This window comes from Pseudomonas huaxiensis (assembly GCF_003231275.1).
Lineage (GTDB): Bacteria > Pseudomonadota > Gammaproteobacteria > Pseudomonadales > Pseudomonadaceae > Aquipseudomonas > Aquipseudomonas huaxiensis.
In genome coordinates, this window is sequence record NZ_QKVL01000025.1 from 1 (window position 1) to 21,010 (window position 21,010).

19 protein-coding genes are annotated in these 21,010 nt (G+C 62.9%); 8 read left to right on the forward strand and 11 right to left on the reverse strand.

Annotated elements, in window-relative coordinates; genetic code table 11:
- From DM374_RS33790 to DM374_RS22000, 3 genes are all read left to right on the forward strand, one after another.
- On the forward strand, positions 1–229 hold a 229-nt coding region (locus DM374_RS33790; RefSeq protein WP_225422560.1), incomplete at its 5' end, for a hypothetical protein.
- A 72-nt stretch (positions 230–301) separates the two neighbouring features.
- Positions 302–1,378: a diguanylate cyclase gene (locus DM374_RS21995; RefSeq protein WP_110971799.1), complete on the forward strand. Its 1,077-nt coding sequence runs from the start codon at positions 302–304 to the stop codon at positions 1,376–1,378.
- Between the two features lie 57 nt (positions 1,379–1,435).
- Positions 1,436–4,027, forward strand: coding sequence for a bifunctional diguanylate cyclase/phosphodiesterase (locus DM374_RS22000; RefSeq protein WP_110971800.1), 2,592 nt, complete (start codon positions 1,436–1,438; stop codon positions 4,025–4,027).
- 24 nt (positions 4,028–4,051) lie between these two features.
- Here the strand turns inward: DM374_RS22000 and DM374_RS22005 are convergent, their stop codons facing one another.
- Positions 4,052–4,375: a DUF2025 family protein gene (locus DM374_RS22005; RefSeq protein ID WP_110971801.1), complete on the reverse strand. Its 324-nt coding sequence runs from the start codon at positions 4,373–4,375 to the stop codon at positions 4,052–4,054.
- A 200-nt stretch (positions 4,376–4,575) separates the two neighbouring features.
- On the opposite strand from DM374_RS22005, the gene DM374_RS22010 reads away from it, so the two are divergent.
- Positions 4,576–5,790: a GAF domain-containing sensor histidine kinase gene (locus DM374_RS22010; protein WP_110971863.1), complete on the forward strand. Its 1,215-nt coding sequence runs from the start codon at positions 4,576–4,578 to the stop codon at positions 5,788–5,790.
- Here DM374_RS22010 and DM374_RS22015 read toward each other — a convergent pair.
- On the reverse strand, positions 5,729–6,646 hold the full coding sequence (locus DM374_RS22015) for a LysR family transcriptional regulator (protein ID WP_110971802.1): 918 nt from the start codon (positions 6,644–6,646) through the stop codon (positions 5,729–5,731). The two genes, DM374_RS22010 and DM374_RS22015, sit on opposite strands and share 62 nt — an antisense overlap.
- A 119-nt stretch (positions 6,647–6,765) precedes the next feature.
- On the opposite strand from DM374_RS22015, the gene DM374_RS22020 reads away from it, so the two are divergent.
- Positions 6,766–7,524, forward strand: coding sequence for an SDR family NAD(P)-dependent oxidoreductase (locus DM374_RS22020; protein ID WP_110971803.1), 759 nt, complete (start codon positions 6,766–6,768; stop codon positions 7,522–7,524).
- On the opposite strand, the gene DM374_RS22025 is transcribed toward DM374_RS22020, so the two are convergent.
- A complete protein-coding gene (locus DM374_RS22025; protein ID WP_110971804.1) occupies positions 7,521–8,309 on the reverse strand; it encodes a LysR family transcriptional regulator in 789 nt (262 codons plus the stop codon). The genes DM374_RS22020 and DM374_RS22025 overlap by 4 nt on opposite strands.
- Before the next feature lie 100 nt (positions 8,310–8,409).
- Here DM374_RS22025 and DM374_RS22030 point away from each other — a divergent pair, with 100 nt between their 5' ends.
- Positions 8,410–9,138, forward strand: a complete 729-nt coding sequence (locus DM374_RS22030; protein ID WP_110971805.1) for an SDR family oxidoreductase — start codon at positions 8,410–8,412, stop codon at positions 9,136–9,138.
- Here DM374_RS22030 and DM374_RS22035 read toward each other — a convergent pair whose 3' ends face one another.
- The 6 genes from DM374_RS22035 to DM374_RS22055 all read right to left on the reverse strand — a co-directional run bounded on the left by DM374_RS22035 (position 9,139) and on the right by DM374_RS22055 (position 13,218).
- Positions 9,139–9,996 carry an efflux RND transporter periplasmic adaptor subunit gene (locus DM374_RS22035; protein WP_110971806.1) on the reverse strand — a complete coding sequence of 286 codons (858 nt, stop codon included), beginning with the start codon at positions 9,994–9,996 and terminating at the stop codon, positions 9,139–9,141. It lies immediately after the preceding gene.
- 11 nt (positions 9,997–10,007) lie between these two features.
- Positions 10,008–10,214 (reverse strand): DUF1656 domain-containing protein, encoded by a 207-nt coding sequence (locus DM374_RS22040; RefSeq protein WP_110971807.1) that lies wholly within the window; start codon positions 10,212–10,214, stop codon positions 10,008–10,010.
- Entirely contained in the window at positions 10,201–12,189 is a 1,989-nt protein-coding gene (locus DM374_RS22045) for an FUSC family protein (RefSeq protein ID WP_110971808.1), read from the reverse strand. The genes DM374_RS22040 and DM374_RS22045 overlap by 14 nt, the downstream gene beginning before the upstream one ends.
- 208 nt (positions 12,190–12,397) lie before the next feature.
- Positions 12,398–12,514, reverse strand: a complete 117-nt coding sequence (ccoM, locus tag DM374_RS34160; RefSeq protein WP_042122864.1) for a cytochrome c oxidase subunit CcoM — start codon at positions 12,512–12,514, stop codon at positions 12,398–12,400.
- Positions 12,515–12,648: 134 nt separating this feature from the next.
- On the reverse strand, positions 12,649–12,819 hold the full coding sequence (locus DM374_RS33520) for a hypothetical protein (RefSeq protein WP_175652346.1): 171 nt from the start codon (positions 12,817–12,819) through the stop codon (positions 12,649–12,651).
- Between the two features lie 66 nt (positions 12,820–12,885).
- Positions 12,886–13,218 carry an aspartate-semialdehyde dehydrogenase gene (locus tag DM374_RS22055; protein ID WP_110971810.1) on the reverse strand — a complete coding sequence of 111 codons (333 nt, stop codon included), beginning with the start codon at positions 13,216–13,218 and terminating at the stop codon, positions 12,886–12,888.
- Positions 13,219–13,407: 189 nt separating this feature from the next.
- Between DM374_RS22055 and rapA the strand changes: the two genes are divergently transcribed.
- Positions 13,408–16,254, forward strand: a complete 2,847-nt coding sequence (gene rapA, locus DM374_RS22060) for an RNA polymerase-associated protein RapA (protein ID WP_110971811.1) — start codon at positions 13,408–13,410, stop codon at positions 16,252–16,254.
- A gap of 30 nt (positions 16,255–16,284) precedes the next feature.
- Here the strand turns inward: rapA and DM374_RS22065 are convergent, their stop codons facing one another.
- Positions 16,285–17,640, reverse strand: a complete 1,356-nt coding sequence (locus DM374_RS22065; protein ID WP_110971812.1) for a spinster family MFS transporter — start codon at positions 17,638–17,640, stop codon at positions 16,285–16,287.
- A gap of 282 nt (positions 17,641–17,922) precedes the next feature.
- Between DM374_RS22065 and DM374_RS22070 the strand changes: the two genes are divergently transcribed.
- Positions 17,923–20,181, forward strand: a complete 2,259-nt coding sequence (locus DM374_RS22070; protein WP_110971813.1) for a bifunctional diguanylate cyclase/phosphodiesterase — start codon at positions 17,923–17,925, stop codon at positions 20,179–20,181.
- Here the strand turns inward: DM374_RS22070 and DM374_RS22075 are convergent.
- Positions 20,081–20,971 (reverse strand): NAD(P)-dependent oxidoreductase, encoded by an 891-nt coding sequence (locus DM374_RS22075; RefSeq protein WP_110971814.1) that lies wholly within the window; start codon positions 20,969–20,971, stop codon positions 20,081–20,083. The genes DM374_RS22070 and DM374_RS22075 overlap by 101 nt on opposite strands.
- Positions 20,972–21,010: the final 39 nt, after the last annotated feature.

Below are 21,010 nucleotides of genomic sequence, written 5' to 3' on the forward strand. Positions count from 1 at the left end.
TTCGCTTCACTCTGCGGCATTTGCTCGCTTCGTGGGGGCGCATTCTACAGAACTACAAAACCCCGTCAAGAGAATATTTCGAGAATTTTCAGAAATTTACGCCATCCCTGCCACAGGGGTTTTCCTGCCCAATCCCCTTCCTTATATAGAGAGAACAATCCCCTGTTTTGGCTGCGGATTAACAGGTTGCCGCCAGCAACCTTTAAATGGCTCGCAAGGCCATTCTTGAGCGGTGCGTGAATGTTCAACAATATTCAGGCGAATTATGCGATAAACGGCGCCCCCGGAAAAAACGAACACCATGACGGACAATAAACGAGGCAAGGGACTTTCATTTGTCAGGAGGATCTATGCACCGCGCACCATCGGCATGGGCATCGGCCTGCTCGGTGTGTACGCCGGCATGCTGCCTCTCGACCCACCACCATGGGTATGGGCAGTCATGTTCTTCAACGGACTGCTCTGGCCGCATCTGGCCTATCAGATAGGCCTTCGCTCGCGCACACCCTACCAGGCAGAGCAACGCAACCTGCTGATCGACTCCCTGACCGGCGGCTTCTGGACCGCCAGCATGCATTTCAATCCACTGCCAAGCATCACCATCCTGTCCATGATGACCATGAACAACGTGGCCGCAGGCGGCCAGCGCCTGTTCGTGCGCGGGATGCTTGCGCAGATCGCTGGCATGCTGCTCGCGATCGCCCTGTTCGGCCCCGGCCTGCAACTGGTGAGCAGCAACCTGCAGGTCTATGCCTGCCTGCCAATGCTCACTCTTTACCCGCTGGCACTTGGCTGGGTGTGCTATCGCTTGGCGATCCAGCTTTCCGAGCACAAACGTAGCCTCAGCGCATTGAGCCGTACCGACAGCCTCACCGGCCTGCTCAATCACGGCTCATGGAAGGACCTGCTGCAACTCAAGTTCCAGACCTGCCAGCAACAACTCAGCAGTGCCGTGATCGCGATCATCGACATCGACCACTTCAAGTCCATCAATGACACCTACGGCCATGTGGTCGGCGATGCCGTGCTACGCCACCTGAGCGCCGAGCTGAAAATCGGCCTGCGAGAGGATGACCTGGCCGGACGCTACGGCGGCGACGAGTTTTGCGTGATCCTTCCCGACACCAGCCTGGAGCAGGCCGCAAGAATCATGGAGCGCCTGCGCCAACAGGTTGCCAGCTACCGCGACCCCGCCCTTCCCGAGCTGCGTATCAGTCTGAGTATCGGCCTGGCCATCTGCCGCACCGACTTCGACGACCCGGTGGCCTGGCTCAACGAGGCCGACAAGGCGCTGTACACGGCCAAGAACAGTGGTCGCGACCGGGTCAATTTTGTCGGTGGGGAAAACGTGCCGTCCAGAGTCGCCTATCCTGAGTGAAGTTTGCCCGCGCCGCACGAGCCCGTGCGGTGCGCGCCCACAGGATTCGGCATCACCATGGAAAGGAATACCACCGCTCGTCAGCGCTGGGCTCAGCCCAGGCTGCAAACGCGAAAACTGATTACCGGCGCCGTCCTGCTGTTTTCACTGGCCTGCCTGATAGCCCTCGGTGCCCTGTTCAACATCGCTCATCAGTTGAACCAGAACGAAAGCCGACGAAGCATCTTTCACACCGACCGGGCCCTGCACCAGCGACTCGACGCGTCTCGCCAGTTTCTTTCCAGCTACGCCGTGTGGGATGCCGCCTACCAACACTTCAAAGGCGATCCGGACACACACTGGGCTTATATAGAGAAGAACATCGGCGAATCTCTCTACACCGCCAGCGGTTATGAAGGTGTATTCGTCATTGATGACCAGCGCACCAAGTACGCGTTGTTCAAGGGCCAGCCCAGCGACTCCCCGATAACCGCCTACCTCGACACCCCGCTGCAAGCCCTTGTTGACGAAGCCCGGAGGCTTGCGGCGAGCCGCCGTCAACTGAGCCGCTACGTGCTGTTCAACGGTTGGCCGGCGCTACTCAGCGCCGCAGCGATTCGCCCGGACGACGATGTACTGAGCATCGATCCGCAAACCGCCCCGGTCCTGATCTTCGTTGACCAGTTGACCCAACCCAAGCTCGACAAACTCGCCAGCGATATCGGCCTGGATACTATGCACATCGTCAAAGCCGGCGACGAATCCGCCAACTCTGTGCGCTTGCCGCTGGACACTATCGGCTACAGCCTGCAATGGAACCCGCCGCGTCCCGGCGACCACCTGCTCTGGGCCGTACTGCCGCCACTGCTCGGCGCAATCCTGGTGCTGAGCCTGTTGATGGCGTACTTCTTTCGTTACGCGTTGCACGCTTCACGGGAAATCGACAACAACCTGAATGCCCTGCAAGACAGCAACCAGGCCCTCGAAGCCAGCGAGCAGCGCTTTCGCGCCGTGGCCGAGGCCGCATCGGACTGGATCTGGGAGGTCGACCGTCATCAACGGTTGACCTACCTGTCGCAACGTTTCGTCGATGTCACGGGCTACCGTACCGAAGACTGGCTGGGCCAGCCGCTGAACCTGCTGCTCACCTGCGAAACCACGCCGCTGGGTGCCTGGCTCGACACCCTGGACGAACCAACCGGCCAGCAGGCCTCGCATCTGCGCTGCGCTTACCGCGACCAATACAACCTGCTGCGTTTCTGCCGGGTTTCGGCGCGACCGATCTACCTGAAGGGTCAGCCTGCGGGCTTCCGCGGCACCGCCAGCGACATCACCGACGAAGTGGCGGCCCATGCGCGCATCCAGCACCTGTCGATGCACGACGCTCTGACCGGTCTGGCCAATCGCAACAAGCTCTCGCGGTTTCTTGAGCAGGCGCTGCTCAAGGGCCCGGATGCTCCGCCGCTCACGCTGATCCTGCTGGATCTGGACAGCTTCAAGCCGATCAACGACTCCCTCGGCCACGCTGCCGGCGACGCGGTGTTACTGGAGGTGGCCGCACGGCTACGCGATTCGACCCGGGACGGCGATCTGGTGGCTCGGCTTGGCGGTGACGAATTCGTGCTGGTGATCGCCAAGCTGGACAACCGCAGCGAAATCGACCGTTTCTGCGCCCGCCTGATCGAAAACCTGCACACCCCAATCCTTTATGAAGATCACAGCCTGCATATCGGCGCCAGCCTGGGCATCGCCCAGACCCGCCTGCAAGGCACCGATGCCGGCGAACTGATCCGCTGCGCCGATATCGCGCTGTACCAGGCCAAGGCCGAGGGCAAGAACACCTGGCGTTACTTCTCGGCGGAGATGAACCAGCAGATCCAATACCGCCGGCAATTGGAAAACGATTTGCGCCGCGCCGTGAAGAACCACGAATTCGTCCTGCACTTCCAGCCGCGCTACCGCCTGCAGACACTGGAAATCGTCTCCGTCGAAACCTTGGTGCGCTGGCAACACCCGGTCGAGGGTTTGCTTGGCCCAGACACGTTCATCCCGCTTGCGGAACAGACTGACCTGATCGTCCCGCTGGGCCTGTGGGTGTTGCGCAGCGCGTGCGAGATAGCCCGCGGCTGGCCGGGGGCGTTACTGGTGTCGGTAAACCTGTCGCCGGCGCAGTTCTCCCGCAGCGATGTGGTCGCCGATGTCCGGCAGATCCTCATGGAGACAGGCTTCCCGGCCCAGCGCCTGGAGCTGGAGATCACCGAGAACGTCATGCTCAACGATATAGAAGGCGCGCTCGGCACCATGAATGCGCTGAAGGAACTCGGCGTGCGCCTGAACATGGACGACTTCGGAACCGGCTATTCATCGCTGGGTTACCTGCGCACGTACCCCTTCGACAGCATCAAGATCGACAAGCGCTTTGTCGCCGGGCTCAGCAGTGACAGCAATGACCGCGCGGTCGTCCAGGCGATCATCAACCTCGGCAAGGCCCTGGGCCTGACCGTCACCGCCGAAGGCGTGGAAACCGAGCAGCAGCTCAAGGCGCTGAGCATGGAAAACTGCCATGAGGTCCAGGGCTTCTATTTAAGCCACCCGCTGGAGCGCGGGGCATTCGAACAACTGCTCGAACGCCATCGCGAAGAAAGAAGTGAACGCGGGCAAGCCGGTTAAAGCGGCAACGCCCGCCCGACGCGCTCAGCTCACCCGACGCCGCTGCGCCATGATTTCCGGCAGGTCACGCCGCCGCTGGTAAACCCGCAGCGGTTCGCTGACGTTGAGCCGATCATCGACGTTCTGTGCCAGCAACACATCGATCAGTTCGCGACTGAGGGTCATGGCCTCGCCATCGCTACCCTGCCAGACGAATTCGCTGCTGGGCGTGATGCTGTCATCGGCCACATCCATACCGAACGAGTCTTCGCTGAAACGCACGATGTGCTTGCCGAGTTTGCGGTGGAAACCGACGAAGCCCTTGAGCTGGTCGGCGGCGGAGCAGATGTCCTGGGACGTGATGTGCATGTCAAACCTCGCTGAAAACACCCAAAAGGATGCAGGTCAAAAAGAGTTGGCACGCAAGTAGATGGGCATTCCTCTGACGTGAATGCTCGGGTCGGACAAGAGTAATGGAAATCACCTACCGCTTGTTCCGATTTTTCTATCTCATGCCGGATGCTCGCTACACTTGCAGCCGACACTCGATTTTCTGCAGCCGATGTTCCATGAAGACTTCAATATTTCCAGACAGCGCTACCATCAGCCGTATCCAGGTAGTGCCCGCCATTCTCCAGGTCATCAGCGAAACCACTGGACTGCGCTTTGCCGCCATCGCACGGGTGACGGAAACCCGCTGGACCGCCCTCGCCGTTCTCGACACCCTGGGCTTCGGCATGAAGGTCGGCGACGAGCTGGATGCCCACAGCACGTTGTGCGGTGAAATCCGTCGCACCCACCAGACCCTCGTCATCGACAAGGCCAGTGAAGATGCCACCTGCCTCACCCACCCCGCTCCGCGCACCTATGGCTTCGAAAGCTATATCGCCGTGCCGGTGTTTCGCAGCGAAGGCAGTTTTTTCGGCACCATCTGCGCGTTTGATCCACTGCCGCGATCACTGAAAGGCAGCGCCATCCAGCCGATGATGGAAGCCTTCGCCCGACTGCTGACCATCCAGATCGAAAGCGAAGAGAGCGCCCAGCGCACCGAAATCGCCCTGGAGAAAGAACGAGAAATCGCCGCGCTTCGTGAGAAGTTCATCGCGGTGCTCGGCCATGACCTGCGCAACCCGTTGTTCGCCATCACCGCCGGCGCCGAACTGCTTGTCAAGCGCCTGAGTGACGAACGTTCGCGCAATATCGCCGGACATATCCTCACCTCCGGTCGCCGGGCGACCCAACTGGTGCGCGATGTTCTGGATTTCGCCCGCGGGCGACTGGGCGATGGCATTCCACTGAGCATCCTGCCCTGCCCGGACCTGGGCGAGGCGCTGCAACATGTCGCCTCCGAGCTGCACCGGGTGCATCCGCAACGCCAGATACGACTGAACATCGCCGACCTGTCGAGCATCTATTGCGACCGCGAACGCATCTGCCAACTGCTCTCCAACCTGATCGCCAACGCCGTGCAACATGGCGACGAAAGCAGCCCGATCACCGTCTCGGCGACGATGGAGGACAACCTGTTCATCCTCGGCGTGCACAACTTCGGTCCGCCCATCGCACCAGACGTGGTGACGCAACTCTTCGAACCGTTTTCCCAGCTTCCATCGGAAACGCCCCAGGTTGGCCTCGGACTTGGCTTGTATATCGCCAAGCAAATCGCCCTGGCCCATGGCGGGCACATGGAGGTGCGCTCGTCCGCCGAGGCCGGGACATTGTTCAGCCTGTACCTGCCTGTGGATCGAGTTGAGTCGCCAGCACTCCCGCCAGCCAATCCATGAACACCCGCACCCGCGGCGGCAAGTAGCGCTGGCCGGCATAGAGCAGCGATACCGGCATGGCAGCCGGAACATGATCGGGCAGCAGTGCCACCAGTTGCCCGCGCGCCAGGTAGTCGCGCACGCCGATCCAGGGCGACTGGATGATGCCCAGTCCGGCCAGCCCGGCGCTTTCGTACGCATCCGTGTTGTTGGCGGTGATGGACCCGCCCATGCTCAGGAAACGGGAAACGCCCTGCTCCTGGTACTCGAAGCCCGGGCTGCGCGAACCGAGAGCCTGCACGTAGTGCACCAGATGATGGCACGCCAGATCCGCCAGCGACGTGGGCGTACCGAAGCGCGCGAGATAAGCCGGGCTGGCACAGTTGACCATGGCCAACTGGCCCAATGGCCGCGCCACTACCGCCAGGTCGCTCAAGGCACCAATTCGCATCACGCAGTCGAAACCTTCGCGCAGCAGATCGACCTGGCGATCGGTGCAGCTCAGTTCAACGCTCAAACCCGGATGCGCCGCCATGAATTGCGGTAGTTGCGGCAGGATGATGCGCCGGGCCATGCGGGTCGGCAGATCGACCCGCAGGCAGCCACTCAGCTCGGCGGGGTCGGCGCGAAACAGTCCCTCGATTTCCTCCATCCGCGACAGCAGCTCTTTACTACGCTCGTAGAGCAGCAAGCCGTCCTGGGTCGGCTGCACACGGCGCGTGGAGCGGTTGAACAAGCGCGCGCCGAGTTGGCGCTCCAGCGTCCGGATCTGCTCGGACACGGTCGAACGCGGCAGACCAAGCTGCTCGGCGGCCAAGGTGAAACTGGCCAATTCATTGACCCGGATAAAGGTGCGCAGCAGTTCCGGCTTGAGCATGGGCAGCGCCTGATTGTTCGATTGACCCGAACAGTATTTCCGAATATTGCGGATTTATCAGCAAATACGCGACCAATAGACTGCGCCCATCACGACCATCCCCTCCAGAGGTACAGCGCATGTCTCGCAAAATCGCACTCATCACCGGCGCCAGCCGTGGCCTGGGCAAGAACGCCGCACTGCACCTCGCGGCGCAGGGTTTCGACATCATCGGTACCTATCACAGCAAGGCCGGCGAAGCGCAAACGCTGGTGACCACGCTTGAACAGAGCGGCACCCGTGCCGCCATGCTGCAACTGGACGTCGGCAACAGCGCCAGCTTCGAAACCTTCGCCGGGGCCTTGAGCGAAACACTGAAACGCGACTTCGGCCGCGATCAGATTGATGTGCTGGTGAACAACGCCGGCATCGGCATCAACGCGCCCTTCGCCGAAACCAGCGAAGCGCAGTTCGACCAGTTGCTCAACATCCAGCTCAAGGGCCCGTTCTTCCTCACCCAGCGCCTGCTGCCGCTGATCGCCGATCAAGGCCGGATCATCAACGTGTCCACCGGACTGACCCGCTTCGCCCTGCCCGGCTATGCCGCCTACGCCGCGATGAAAGGTGCCATGGAAGTGCTGACCCGCTATCAGGCCAAGGAGCTGGGCCAGCGCGGCATCCGCGTGAACATCCTCGCGCCGGGGGCCATCGAGACCGACTTCGGCGGTGGCGCGGTGCGCGACAACTCGGACGTCAACGCCTTTGTGGCCAGCAACACAGCGCTGGGCCGGGTCGGCCTGCCGGACGATATCGGCGCCGCGATTGCGCTGCTGGCCAGTGACGCTGCCGGCTGGGTTACCGGCCAGCGCCTGGAAGTCTCGGGCGGAATGTTCCTTTAATCCGCCGAAGCGCCCAATGCCACCCGCAACTGCGCCAGCGCCGGCAGTTGCAGAGCCTGCGCGGCGTAGCACAAGCCGACCCGGCGACTCAGGGCCGCGCCCTGACACGGTCGCCAGTGCACGCCCGGATGATGTTCAACCAACGATTGCGGCAGCAGCGCCTGCCCCAGCCCCGCCGCTACCATATGCACCACCTGCTGCAGGCTGGCGGCGGTGCCGGCGCAATCCTGCGCGGCATCACCGTAAAAGCCGAGCAGGCGTTGGTGCGACGGCTGCTGCGGGCACGTGATCCAGCGCAACGCCGCGCCACTGCTCGGCAGCGCCAGCACGAACGGCTCGTCCCACAGCGGCAGGAACAGTTCATCCTCGCAGCACAATGATTCGACGCCGAGCCGCGCATCGCCCACGCACCCGTCCAGCAGCGTCAGTTGCAACGACGGCAGCGCCGCGCTGGCCATACGGAGGAAGGATTCCACCTGGCTGCCGGCAATATCCGCCTCGATCCCCAGTTGCAGCACCAGTTGCTGACGGCCTTCGCGAAAACTCAGGCTCAACGCCTCGGCCTCGGCCACCATGCGCTGCGCCTGCGGATACAGCACCCGCGCCTGCTCGCTGACGTCGACGCCACGGGCCTGCCGCAGGAACAAGGCGACGCCGAGCTCTTCCTCCAGTTGCCGGATGGTCACCGACAGCGACGGCTGGGCCACGCACAGGCGCTGCGCGGCCGAGGTGATGTTGCGTTCTTCGAAGACCGCGATGAAGGCCTTCAGGTGTCGAATATCCATAGTCATTTCCGATGCCAGCCAGCGGAATAAGCCGTTTCTCAAGACTTTCCGGGCTCAATAGAATTCAGCCATTCAAATTGATTATGCCTTGGAGGTCATCATGCTCAAGCCCCTGATTATCATCACCGGTGCCAGTTCCGGTATCGGCGAAGCCTGCGCGCGGCTGTTTTCGCAGGCCGGCCATCCGCTGTTGCTGCTGGCCCGCCGCCTGGAACGGATGCAGGCACTGGCGTTGCCCAACACCCTTTGTCGCGCCGTCGATATCCTCGATCGCGAGGCCTTCGCCGCTGCGGTGAACGAGGCCGAGGCGACCTACGGCCCGGCCGATGCGCTGATCAACAATGCCGGCGTCATGCTGCTCGGGCAGATGCACAACCAGGACCCGGCGCAGTGGGAGCGCATGCTCGACGTCAACGTCAAAGGCCTGCTCAACGGTATTCACCTGCTCGCCGCCGGGATGATCGAACGCCGCCACGGTACGCTGATCAACGTCAGTTCGGTGGCCGGGCGCAAGACCTTCCCCAACCATGTCGCCTACGTCGGCACCAAGTTCGCCGTGCACGGGATTTCCGAAAATCTGCGCGAAGAGCTGTCGCCGCACAACGTGCGGGTGGTGACCATCGCCCCCGGCGCGGTGGAGACCGAACTGCTCGGCCACACCACCGACGAGGCGATCAAGCGCGGTTACGAAGACTGGAAACAGCAGGACATGGGCGGCCAGGTGCTCAGTGCCGAGGACGTTGCCGGTTCCATCCTGTGGGCCTGCCAGCAGCCGCAGCACGTGTGTATCCGCGAGATCGTCCTGGCCGCAACCCGCCAACAGCCCTGATCAGTGCTCCTCGACCTGGACGCTGGCGGTCATCCCGGCGCTCAGGGCGAACCCTTCCGGCACCTCGTCGAGGCTGATCCGCACTGGAATGCGCTGGGCCAGACGCACCCAGTTGAAGGTCGGCTCGACTTCGGCCAGCAACTGGCTGTCAGGTGTGGCGTTGCGGTCGGTGATGCCGCGGCTGATGCTCTGTACATGGCCTTTCATCGGCTCGCCGGCACTCATCAGCCAGATTTTCACCGGCGCACCGACCTTGATTCGTGGCAGTTTGGTTTCTTCGAAATAGGCCTGCACGTAGAACGTCGAGTCGTCCACCAGGGCCATCACCGGCTGCCCGGCGTTGACGTAGTTGCCCTCGGCCAGGCGCAAGTTGGTGATGTGCCCGTCGCGGGGCGCCTGGACCTTGCTGCGGGCCAGGTTGATGGCGGCGAGTTTGGCATCGGCCTGGGCCTGACGCAGTTCGCCGCGGGCCACGGCGGCGTTGATCTGGGCGTTCTCGCGCAGCTCGGCACTGATCGCCTGTGGCCCCAGCGCGGCCCGGCGCGAAGCCTCGTGTTCACGCAGGCGCAACTGTTGCTGACGGGTTTCGGCCACGGCGTTGGCCTTGTCCAGCGCCGCCTCGAAACGGTCGCTGTCGATCGACATCAGCAACTCGCCGGCTTTCACCTGCTGGTTGTCCTTCACCTTCAATTCACGCACCCAGCCGGAAACATCCGGGGCGACGATCACCACATCGGCGCGAATCTTCGCGTCGCGGGTCCAGGGGGTAAGCATGTAGTACTGCCACAAGTGGGTGCCGGCGAACACGGCCACAGCCACCAGGCACAGGGTCAGGGCGATACGCACGGTGGTACGCATGGACAAACTCCTCAGACAGTTCCCAGGTACAGCGTTACCAGGGTCAGGATGCAAACGAACAAGGCGCAATCGAACAGGGCTTCGTGCCAGATCCAGCGCCCCACCGGGGTCAGGCGCAGGAGCAGACGCACAAGGCCGGTGAGCAGCAGCGCCAGCAATACATAAATCAGAAACGGACTGAGCAGGACCCCGCCCAGCGCCCATTCACGCAAGCCCATGGATTTCCTCCAGCCGGCGGCACCAGCGGCCCCAGCTCTTTTGCAGTTGCAGAACGGCGCCCACTGCCAGGCGCAGGGCGTCGCTGGTTGGCTGAGCCTGCAACGCGGCGATAAAGGTGGTGCTGGCCTCGTCCAGGCGGTGTTCGCGCCCGGGGCCAGGACCTTGCGCCAGCACCGCCTGCAGGTGTTGCAGGTATTCGCGCTGAGCCGACTCCACCGGCGCCCGGGCTACCGCCAGGCACATGCGCAGGTGCAACAACTCGTCGCCCATGTCCAGGCCATGCAATCCGTCATCCCAACGTCCGCGCTCCTGCTCGGGCAGTGCCGCGAAGTGCCGCGCCAGTTGCAGCAGGCGGTCGGCCATGCGTCCGCCAAACCAGGTTTCGGCCCCGCGCAGCTCACGGCGGGTCAGGCGCACCAGATCGCTCTGGGTCGCGGCGCGCAGGCGCCGGCCGTGCCAGGCGGGATTGCGCAGCACCAGCAGTTTGAACGCCAGAACCGCCACCCCGACGCCGATCATCATCGCCTGGCCATTGTTGAGAAAAGCCTCGACGCTGAAACTCATGTTGTTCAAGGGCGACACCAGCACGATGAAATGCAGGCAGTAAGAAGTGGCTGTGGCGCCGATTCGCGGATTGGCCATGCCCAACGCGCCGAAAAACAGCGGAACACCCATCCCCAGGCAGAGCATGGCGAAACTGCTCCACTGCGGCAGCAGAATCTGCCCGACGAAAAACGCCACCGGCAGCGCCAGCAGAATGCCGCGCAGAAAACTCATACCGATCTGCGCGCCATTTTCGCGGCTGGCGAACAGGCTGCAGACCACGCAGGTCAACACCAGCCCGCCCGGCGCCGAAGTCCAGGCGGTGGCCATCCAGAAGCTGGCCATGGCCAGGAATGCCAGGGCGCTGCGCGAGCCGAACAACAGGCCCAACGGAAAATCGCGGTGCACGGCAAGACTGTCCGGCAGGTCCGCCGGCGCCTTGCCCTCTTCTACTGCGTGCAGCGCGTGGGTCGCGGCGGCGGCGTTATCCAGCAGCAGGGTCAGGCGCGCCAGGCAATAGTGTTCGGCGGCGCTGTCACGCAGGTCCTGCGCGCCCTGCGAGACTCGCTGCCGCAGCGCCATCAGTTGCTCGGCGTCAGGCGCAGCCAGCGCCGCATGTACTTCGTCGAGCCAGGGCCGCAAGTGCTCTGCTTCGCCTTCGTCCAGTTGTCGCCACTGCCGGCGCACCGAACGGGCGATACGCAGCAGGATCAGCAATTTCTGGCTCAAGCCACGAATGGCCCGGGCGCGCTCACGGCCCAGGCGGCCTTCGAACCAGGCGTGTTCGCGCTGCGAATCGACTGCGACGATCCGCCCGAGGATTTCCACCAGGCTTTTGCGCCCTTCTTCATCGCCGGCAAGCGTCGCACTGGCCGCCTGCAATCCGCTTTGCCAGGCCTGGCGCGCCTGCCCGGCCAATTGCTGCTCGACCCGCATCGGCCAGAGCAAGGCACTGCTCAAGGTGGCGCAGATAATGCCCAGGCTGATTTCAGTGCAACGCGCCACCGCCTGATCGAACACCAGCAACGGATGATTGACCGTGGGCAAGGCGATGATCGCCACGGTGTAGCCGGCCAGTACGAAAGCGTAGGCCCAGGCGCTGCGCAGCAGGGTCGAACACGCGGTACACAGGCCCAGCCACAGCGCCAGGCAGATCAGGAACAACCAGGGCGTCTGGGCGAACACGGCGATGAACACCACCGACATCACCGTCCCCACCAGCGTCCCGACCAGGCGCGCCAAACCCTTCTGCAACACCATGCCGGACAACGGCTGGGCAACGATGAACGCGGTCATCAAGGCCCAGGCCGGTTGCTCCAGCCCCCAGCGCAACGCCAGCCACAACGCCAGCCCGCCACCCAGCAAGGTCTTGATGGCGAACTGCACGGCAAGGGTGTTGGGCGCGAAAAGCGCCTGCAAAGTGATTGGCACGGAGCGAACCTGAGGACGGTGGGGTTAACGATAGACAGAGGTGACAGGAAAAGATCTGAAACAAATTATTAGCTAGCTAACTATCAGAGTCCAGTGTCTTTTTCGACGTTCTCTTTCTACCCGCCTCGTCCTGCAAAAATCGCAGACAAAAAAAGGGGCGACCGAAGTCGCCCTAAATGCCTTGCGTGCTCGTTGTATCGGGAAGGAATCAGCGATCTTTGCGCTTCTGCGAGTCCTTCCAGATGAAAAGTCCGAAGCCGGCGAAGAAAACAAACATCAATCCGACTGTGACTACCCCTGCGACAACCACATTATCGAAGAACATGTTGGCCTCCATTTGCCTGTGCCTGTCCGATGAGTGAACAGTAGCGAATGTGCCGGGAGGGAAAATTGATCGAGGTCAATAGCGCCCTGAGCGGGCGCCGAAGGCGGGAGCAGGCTTGACCTGCATCAAGATTTTCAGCGCTTGGCGGGTTTGCCCTTGGGCTTTTTCTTGCCTTTCTTGGCGGCGCCCAAAGGCATGGCCTGCTCGAAAGCGTTGCGCACTTCGTTCAGGCGTTTCTCTTTAAGGTCGTGGACACGACGGGCGCGCTCGGCGCCGAAATCAATCAGGTTGTCGTCTTGGCTCATGGTCAGGCTCTGAGGCAGCGAAGGCTCCATGATGAAGGCTGATGCCGGTGCTGAACAGCCCGACGGTCAGACTTCGATGTCCACCAGCAGCCCTTGACGGCCTTCACCGCCCATCAACGGGGCCACCGGCACGGTGTTGTCGGCGTTGAGTTCGTCGCCGGGCATCGGCTGATAAGGGTCGTCGTCCTGTTCCTGGGACGCTTGCTGGCCCTGGCGCCTGCGCTGTTCTTCGCGCAGGAGCACGGCGGCCTGCTCGGGGTGGCGATGCTTGAGGTCGATCGTACCGTCGCTGGAACTGGGCTGGGTGGGCACCACGGGCTTGATGTCCGGGGTCGGTTTGACCGGGTCCAGTTGCGACGTGACGGGCACGGCGCTCAGCGGAATCATCGGTGGCAGCATGGTGAAGGGTCTCCTGTTGCCTCTGTGTCGGCACGTTTGACCACGGCTTGAGCAAGGAGTGCCGGCAACTGTGAGCGGCGTCACGGCGTGGAACCGACGCCCGGTCACCCGCTCATGGGCCAGAACCTTTGGTCAATACGCCGCTATCCGTTAAGATAGCCAGCTTTTTCATGGCGGGAGTCAGGCAGTATGGTGCAGCAGTATCAACCGGGGCAACGCTGGATCAGCGACAGCGAAGCCGAGCTGGGTCTGGGTACCGTCCTCGCACAGGATGGTCGCTTGTTGACCGTGCTCTACCCGGCCACTGGCGACACTCGCCAGTACTCACTGCGCAACGCCCCCCTGACCCGGGTGCGTTTCTCTCCAGGCGACCAGATCACTCACTTCGAAGGTTGGAAACTGACCGTCCGCGAAGTCGAAGTGATCGACGGGCTGCTGGTCTATCACGGCCTCAACGCACAGAACGAGGCGTGCACCCTGCCGGAAACCCAACTGTCGAACTTCATCCAGTTCCGCCTGGCCAGCGACCGCCTGTTCGCCGGGCAGATCGACCCGCTGTCGTGGTTCTCCCTGCGCTACAACACCCTCGAGCACACCAGCCGCCAGTTGCAGTCGTCGCTCTGGGGCCTGGGTGGCGTGCGCGCCCAACCGATCGCGCACCAGCTGCACATTGCCCGTGAAGTGGCCGACCGTATCGCCCCGCGGGTACTGCTGGCGGACGAAGTGGGCCTGGGCAAGACCATCGAAGCCGGCCTGGTGATCCACCGCCAACTGCTTTCCGGCCGTGCCAACCGCGTGCTGATCCTCGTCCCGGAAAACCTCCAGCACCAGTGGCTGGTGGAAATGCGTCGACGCTTCAACCTGGAAGTCGCGCTGTTCGATGCCGAGCGCTTCATTGAAAGCGACGCCAGCAACCCGTTCGAAGACGCCCAACTGGCGCTGGTCGCACTGGAATGGCTGGTCGAAGACGAGAAGGCCCAGGACGCACTGTTCGCCGCCGGCTGGGACTTGCTGGTGGTCGACGAAGCCCACCACCTGGTCTGGCACGAAGAGAACGCCAGCCCGGAATACGCGCTGGTCGAGCAACTGGCCGAGGTCATCCCCGGCGTGCTGCTGCTCACCGCGACCCCGGAACAGCTCGGTCAGGACAGCCACTTCGCGCGTCTGCGCCTGCTCGATCCGAACCGTTTCCACGACCTGGCCGCGTTCCGCGCCGAGAGCGAGCACTATCGCCCGGTCGCCGAGGCGGTACAGGAACTGCTCGACGAAGGCCGCCTGTCGCCCAAGGCCCACGCCACCATCCAGGGTTTCCTCGGTGCCGAAGGCGAAGCCCTGCTGGCAGCGGTCAACGATGGCGACACCGAGGCCAGCGCCCGCCTGATCCGCGAACTGCTCGACCGCCATGGCACCGGCCGCGTGCTGTTCCGCAACACCCGCGCCGCCGTCCAGGGTTTCCCGCAGCGCCAGTTGCACGCCTATCCGCTGCCGTGCCCCGACCAGTACATGGAACTGCCGGTTGGCGAGCACGCCGACCTCTACCCGGAAGTCAGCTTCCAGGCCCAGGGCGACAGTGATGAAGAAAACCGCTGGTGGCGTTTCGACCCGCGGGTCGACTGGTTGATCGACACCCTGAAGATGCTCAAGCGGGTCAAGGTGCTGGTCATCTGCGCCCACGCCGAAACCGCCATGGACCTGGAAGACGCCCTGCGCGTGCGCTCCGGCATTCCGGCCACGGTATTCCACGAAGGCATGAGCATCCTCGAGCGCGACCGTGCCGCAGCCTACTTCGCCGACGAAGAGTTCGGCGCCCAGGTGCTGATCTGTTCGGAAATCGGCAGTGAAGGCCGCAACTTCCAGTTCTCCCACCATCTGGTGCTGTTCGACCTGCCGGCCCACCCGGACCTGCTGGAACAGCGCATCGGTCGTCTGGACCGCATCGGCCAGAAACACACCATCGAACTGCACGTTCCGCACCTGCAGAACAGCCCGCAGGAACGCCTGTTCCAGTGGTACGACCAGGCCCTGAACGCCTTCCTCGCCACTTGCCCGACCGGCAACGCCCTGCAGCACCAGTTCGGCCCGCGCCTGCTGCCGCTGCTGGAAGATAGCGACGAAGACCAGTGGAAAGCCCTGATCGACGAAGCCCGCGCCGAGCGTGAACGCCTGGAAACGGAACTGCACGGCGGCCGCGACCGCCTGCTGGAGCTGAATTCCGGCGGTGCCGGCGAAGGCCAGGACCTGGTGGAAGCGATTCTCGAACAGGACGACCAGTTCACCCTGCCGATCTACATGGAAACCCTGTTCGACGCCTTCGGCATCGATAGCGAGGACCATTCGGAAAACGCCCTGATCCTCAAGCCGAGTGAAAAAATGCTCGACGCCAGCTTCCCGCTGGGCGACGACGAAGGCGTGACCATCACCTACGACCGTGACCAGGCGCTGTCCCGTGAGGACATGCAGTTCATCACCTGGGAACACCCGATGGTGCAAGGCGGTATGGACCTGGTCCTGAGCGGCTCGATGGGCAACACCGCCGTCGCGCTGATCAAGAACAAGGCGCTCAAGCCCGGCACCGTGCTGCTGGAACTGCTCTATGTCAGTGAAGTGGTCGCCCCACGCGCGCTGCAACTGGGCCGTTACCTGCCGCCGGCGGCGCTGCGCTGCCTGCTCGATGCCAACGGCAACGACCTGGCTTCGCGGGTGTCGTTCGAAACCCTCAACGACCAGCTCGAAAGCGTGCCGAAGGCCAGCGCCAACAAGTTCATCCAGGCTCAGCGCGATGTGCTGACGCCACGGATCAACGCCGGTGAAACCAAGATCCAGCCGCGACATAACGAGCGCGTAGCGGAAGCGCAACGCCGCCTGGCTGCGGAAACCGAAGAAGAGCTGGCACGCCTGACCGCGTTGCAAGCGGTCAACCCGACCGTGCGCGACAGCGAAATCGACGCGCTGCGCAAGCAGCGGGAAGATGGCCTGGCGATGCTGGACAAGGCAGCGCTGCGGCTTGAAGCGATCCGGGTTCTCGTCGCCGGTTGAAAGCATTGGGGCCGCAATGCGGCCCCAACATCACACAGCTTCGGCGGCCTTGCCGCCCAGGCCTTCTGCCTCCTCCAGCATCCCCGCCTTCATCTTCTGCGCATCGCGACTGAAACTCCGTGCCGCAAACAGTAAAAACACCAGAGTCAACAGCAAGGCCACCGGGATCAGCCCCATGGCGTCATGCAAGCCCACGGCCTTGAACACCTCACTCATCTCCTGCGCCCCCGCCTCCAGCATCGCCACCTTGGCGTAATGGTCCGACAACGACCCCACCACCACCGGCCCCAAGCCGCCACCCAACAAGTACAGTCCGGCGAAGAACAGCGCCATGGCCGTCGCCCGCAAGCGCGGCTGGACCACATCCTGAATCGCCGTGTACACGCAGGTGTAGAAGTTGTAGGCGAACAGCCAGCCCACACCGAACAGTGCGACGAACACGCCGATCTCGACACGCCCGGCATACAGCGCCCAACCTGTCCCCACCGTAGCCACCAGCATGCTGAATGCCCCGAACAGAAGACGCCCGGCTGGCATACGCTGGTGGATCTTGTCGGCGACCCAGCCGCCGAAGGTCAGGCCGATCAACCCTGTCACCCCGACGATCACACCAGTTGCCACCGCCGCCTGGTGCAGCGACAACACGAAGTAGCGCTGCAACATCGGCACCATGAACGAGTTGCAGGCATAGCTGGCGAAGTTGTAGCTCAGGCCCGCCAGCACCAGCCAACCGAAAGTCGGAATGCTCAGGACCCGGCGCAGCGGCCGGTCCAGTGGTGCCTGGGACGAGGCAATGACCTCCGCCGCGCCACGCGCCGGCTCGCGAATCATGAACATGAACAGCGCAAGGATCAGCCCCGGCACTGCGGCGATGAAGAACGGTGCACGCCAGCTGTCGAAGGCCTGGACCATCGCCCCGATCGTGAAGAACGCGAGCAACAGGCCCAGCGGCAGCCCGAGCATGAAGATGCCCATGGCCCGTGCACGACGCTCGGCGGGAAACAGGTCACCGATCAGCGAGTTGGCCGCGGGTGCATAGCTGGCCTCACCGACGCCGACACCCATCCGCACCAGCAGAAATGTCCAGAAGCTGCCGACCATACCGTTGACCGCAGTCAGACCGCTCCACACGGCCAGGCCCCAACCCATGACTTTGCGGCGCGACCCGGTGTCGGCCAGGCGTCCCAGCGGCAGGCCGGCAATCGCATACACCAGGGTGAACGCGGTCCCTATCAGGCCAATCTGCAAATCACTCAGGTGCCATTCCAGCCGAATAGGCTCGATGACGATGGCCGGAATCGCGCGATCGAAAAAATTGAACAGGTTCGCCAGGAACAACAGAAACAGAATGCGCCAGGCATTTGCCGCTTGGGTGGGGGTATGCATCAGTCAGATCCCTCTTGTTTTTGTCAGTACGCGCCAGTACGCCGGACAAAATCTAGAAGGCAATTTCAAGCCTGTCTGCCATCATCCATGTGCTTGATAGCAGGTAATTGTAACCATTTGCGCCGTTAGAACTGTTGGCTATTGGGGTCATTACCAATTCATTGAAGTCAATCTGCCATTAATCCCGATGCCTCAGCGCGGTCTTTCTATACTCAGCAAAAGAAAAGAGTCTCCAGGCGGTGTGGGGACGAGTGCGAACTCGGCTGAACTGGGAGGCACGCTATGGAATGGCTGCACATGCTGCTTGCCGATCATCCGGCGGGCCATTTTGCTCTGGCTGTACGCCATAACCCCTACCTGATACTGCTCGCCTATCTGGTGATGTGCGCAGGCAGCTTCGCCACCCTCGACATCATCGAACGCATCGGCGACAGCGAACACGGCGCCGCCCGCCGCCGCTGGAAAGTGCTGGGGGCCTGTTGCCTGGCCTGCAGCGTGTGGGCGATGCACTACATCGGCATGCTGGCCTTCGAAACGACGCTGGAAGTCCACTACGACATGTTCCTGACCGGCGTCTCGCTGCTGATCATGCTGTCCGCCGCCCTCTGCGCCATGAACATCCTCGGCCAGCCCCTGCCGCGCACCCGCCATTACGGCCTCGCCGCGCTGTGCGTCGCGGCCGGGGTGGCGATCATGCACTACACCGGCATGGCCGCCATGCGTTCCAACGCCTTGCAGCACTACAACCCCACACTGGTGCTGGTGTCGGTGATCGTCGCCCTGGTCGCCGCGCTTCTGCCGCTGTTGATGGCTCGCTACCTGCGTGGCGGCAACGGCTCCCGCCCGCAACTGTTCAAGTACAGCGCTGCAGTGGTCATGGCCGGGGGCATCATCGCCACCCATTACACCGGCATGTGCGCCCTGAGCCTGATCCTGCCCGACGGCACCAGCACGCAAATGGCCCTGAGCGACAACAGCCTGCAACTGAGCCTCACCATCGCCGTGATCACCCTGCTGATCAGCGGCAGTTGCATCAGTGCGGCGCTGTCGGACAAGAAACTGCAAAGCAAGGAGCAGGACCTGCGTCGGGTCAACACCCTGCTGAGCCAGCTCGACCAGGCCAGAGTTTCGCTGCAACAGGCCGCGCACTACGACGCCCTGACCAACCTGATCAACCGTCGCGGTTTCAACCAGATTTTCGCCGAGCGCCTGGCCGAGCAAAGCCAGATCGGCGGCATGCTCGGGGTGATGTTCCTCGACATCGACCATTTCAAGCGCATCAACGACAGCCTCGGCCACGACGCCGGCGACCAGTTGCTCAAGGCCATCGCCAACCTGATCAAAGCCGCGACCCGTAACCAGGACGTGGTGTCGCGGCTTGGCGGCGACGAGTTCTGCATCCTCTTCAACCTGAAAAGTCCGGATGAGGCCCGCGGCCTTGCGCAGCGCATCCTGCAGAAAGTCCGCGAGCCAATCGACCTGGCCGGGCGGCGCATGGTCATGACCACCAGCATCGGCATCAGCCTGTTCCCGGACGACGGCGGCAGTTGCGACGAACTGCTCAAGCACGCCGACCTGGCGCTCTATCAATCCAAAGGCAGCGGGCGCAACAAACTCAATTTCTTCAGCGACAACCTCAAGACCCGCGCCACCCTGGAGCTACAACTGGAGGAAGAACTGCGCATCGCGCTGCTGGAAGAGCGCGGCCTGCGTATTCACTACCAGCCGATCTACGAACTTGCCAGTGGTCGGGTGACCAAGCTCGAAGCGCTGATTCGCTGGCAACATCCGCAACATGGCCTGCTCAGCCCCGACCGTTTCATCGGCATCGCTGAAACCAATGGCTTGATTGCCGACCTGGACCTGTGGGTCATGCGGCGGGCCTGCCTGGACCTCGCCGAACTGAGCCAGCACGGCTTCGGTGATCTGAAAGTAACGGTCAACTGCTCCGCCCTCACCCTGGGCCGCGATGAGCTGGCCAACGAAGTCCAGGAAGCCCTGCTGGGGGCCGGCCTGCCGGCCTGGCGCCTGGAGCTGGAAGTGACCGAAAACGCCTTGATGGCCAATATCCACAGCACCATCGCCCTGCTGCGGCGGATCCGCGAGCAGGGTGTGTCGCTGTCCATCGATGACTTCGGCACCGGCTATTCATCCCTGGCCTATCTCAAGCGCCTGCCGCTGGACACCCTGAAGATCGACCGCTCGTTCATCCAGGACGTGCCGCGCTCACGGGCGGACAAGGACATCGTCCAGGCGATCATGGTCATGGCCCACACCCTGCACCTCAAGGTGATCACCGAGGGTGTGGAGACCGAGGAACAGTACGAATTCCTCCAGCAACTGGAGTGCGACGCCATTCAGGGCTACCTGCTCAGCCGGCCGGTGCCGCTGGAAGCGCTGCGCGACGTGCTCAACGAGCTCAACCATCGCGAAGAACGGCTTATGGCTTGCTGCGATACAGATCAATCAGCGTCGCGGGATCTTTTTCCAGATAGCCCTGACTGCCATGCAGGCGCATCAACTGCGCGGCCAGTCCGCTGACCGGGGTTGCCGAGCCCTGCTCGCGGGAGAACTTGACGGCGGTATCGAGGTCCTTGAGCAAGGTCCGCACATGCCACTTCACTGGCTCGAAACGGCTTTCGGCCATTTGCGGCGCAAGGATCTGCAAGGGTTTCGAGTCGGCGAAACCACCGGCCAGGGCTTCGGCGATCAGGCTGGCATCGACCCCGGACTGCTCGGCCAGGGCCACCACTTCGGCAATCACCAGCGCATTGCAGGCCACGATCATCTGGTTGCAGGCCTTGGTCACCTGCCCCGCCCCGACCCCGCCCATATGCGTCACCCGCTGACCCAGTGACAGCAACGCCGGGCGCACCCGCGCCAGATCATTCGCCTCACCGCCAACCATGATCGCCAGGGTGCCAGCCTCAGCGCCCGGGGTGCCGCCGGACACCGGCGTATCCAGCCAGCTCATGCCGCTGGCGGCCTTGAGCCGCGCGGCCATTGCGCGGGTGGCGGTCGGTTCCAGGCTGGAAAAGTCCACCAGCAACTGCCCGGCCTTAGCCGTACTGGCGATACCCTCGGCACCGAACACCACGTCGTGGACCACCGAGGTGTCCGCCAGACAGAGCATCACCACATCCGCCGCCTCGCACAGCTCGGCCGGCGTTGCCACTTGTCGCGCTCCGGCAGCCACCAATGGTGCGCATTTATCCGGCGAGCGGTTCCACACTGTCAGCGAAAAACCCGCCGCCAGCAGGCGCCGACACATGGGCAAGCCCATCAGACCGATACCGGCAAAGCCCAGGGACAACGGCATTGGATTGCTCATCTACAGCTCCAGATAATTAAAGAAGTTGACGACTTGGAC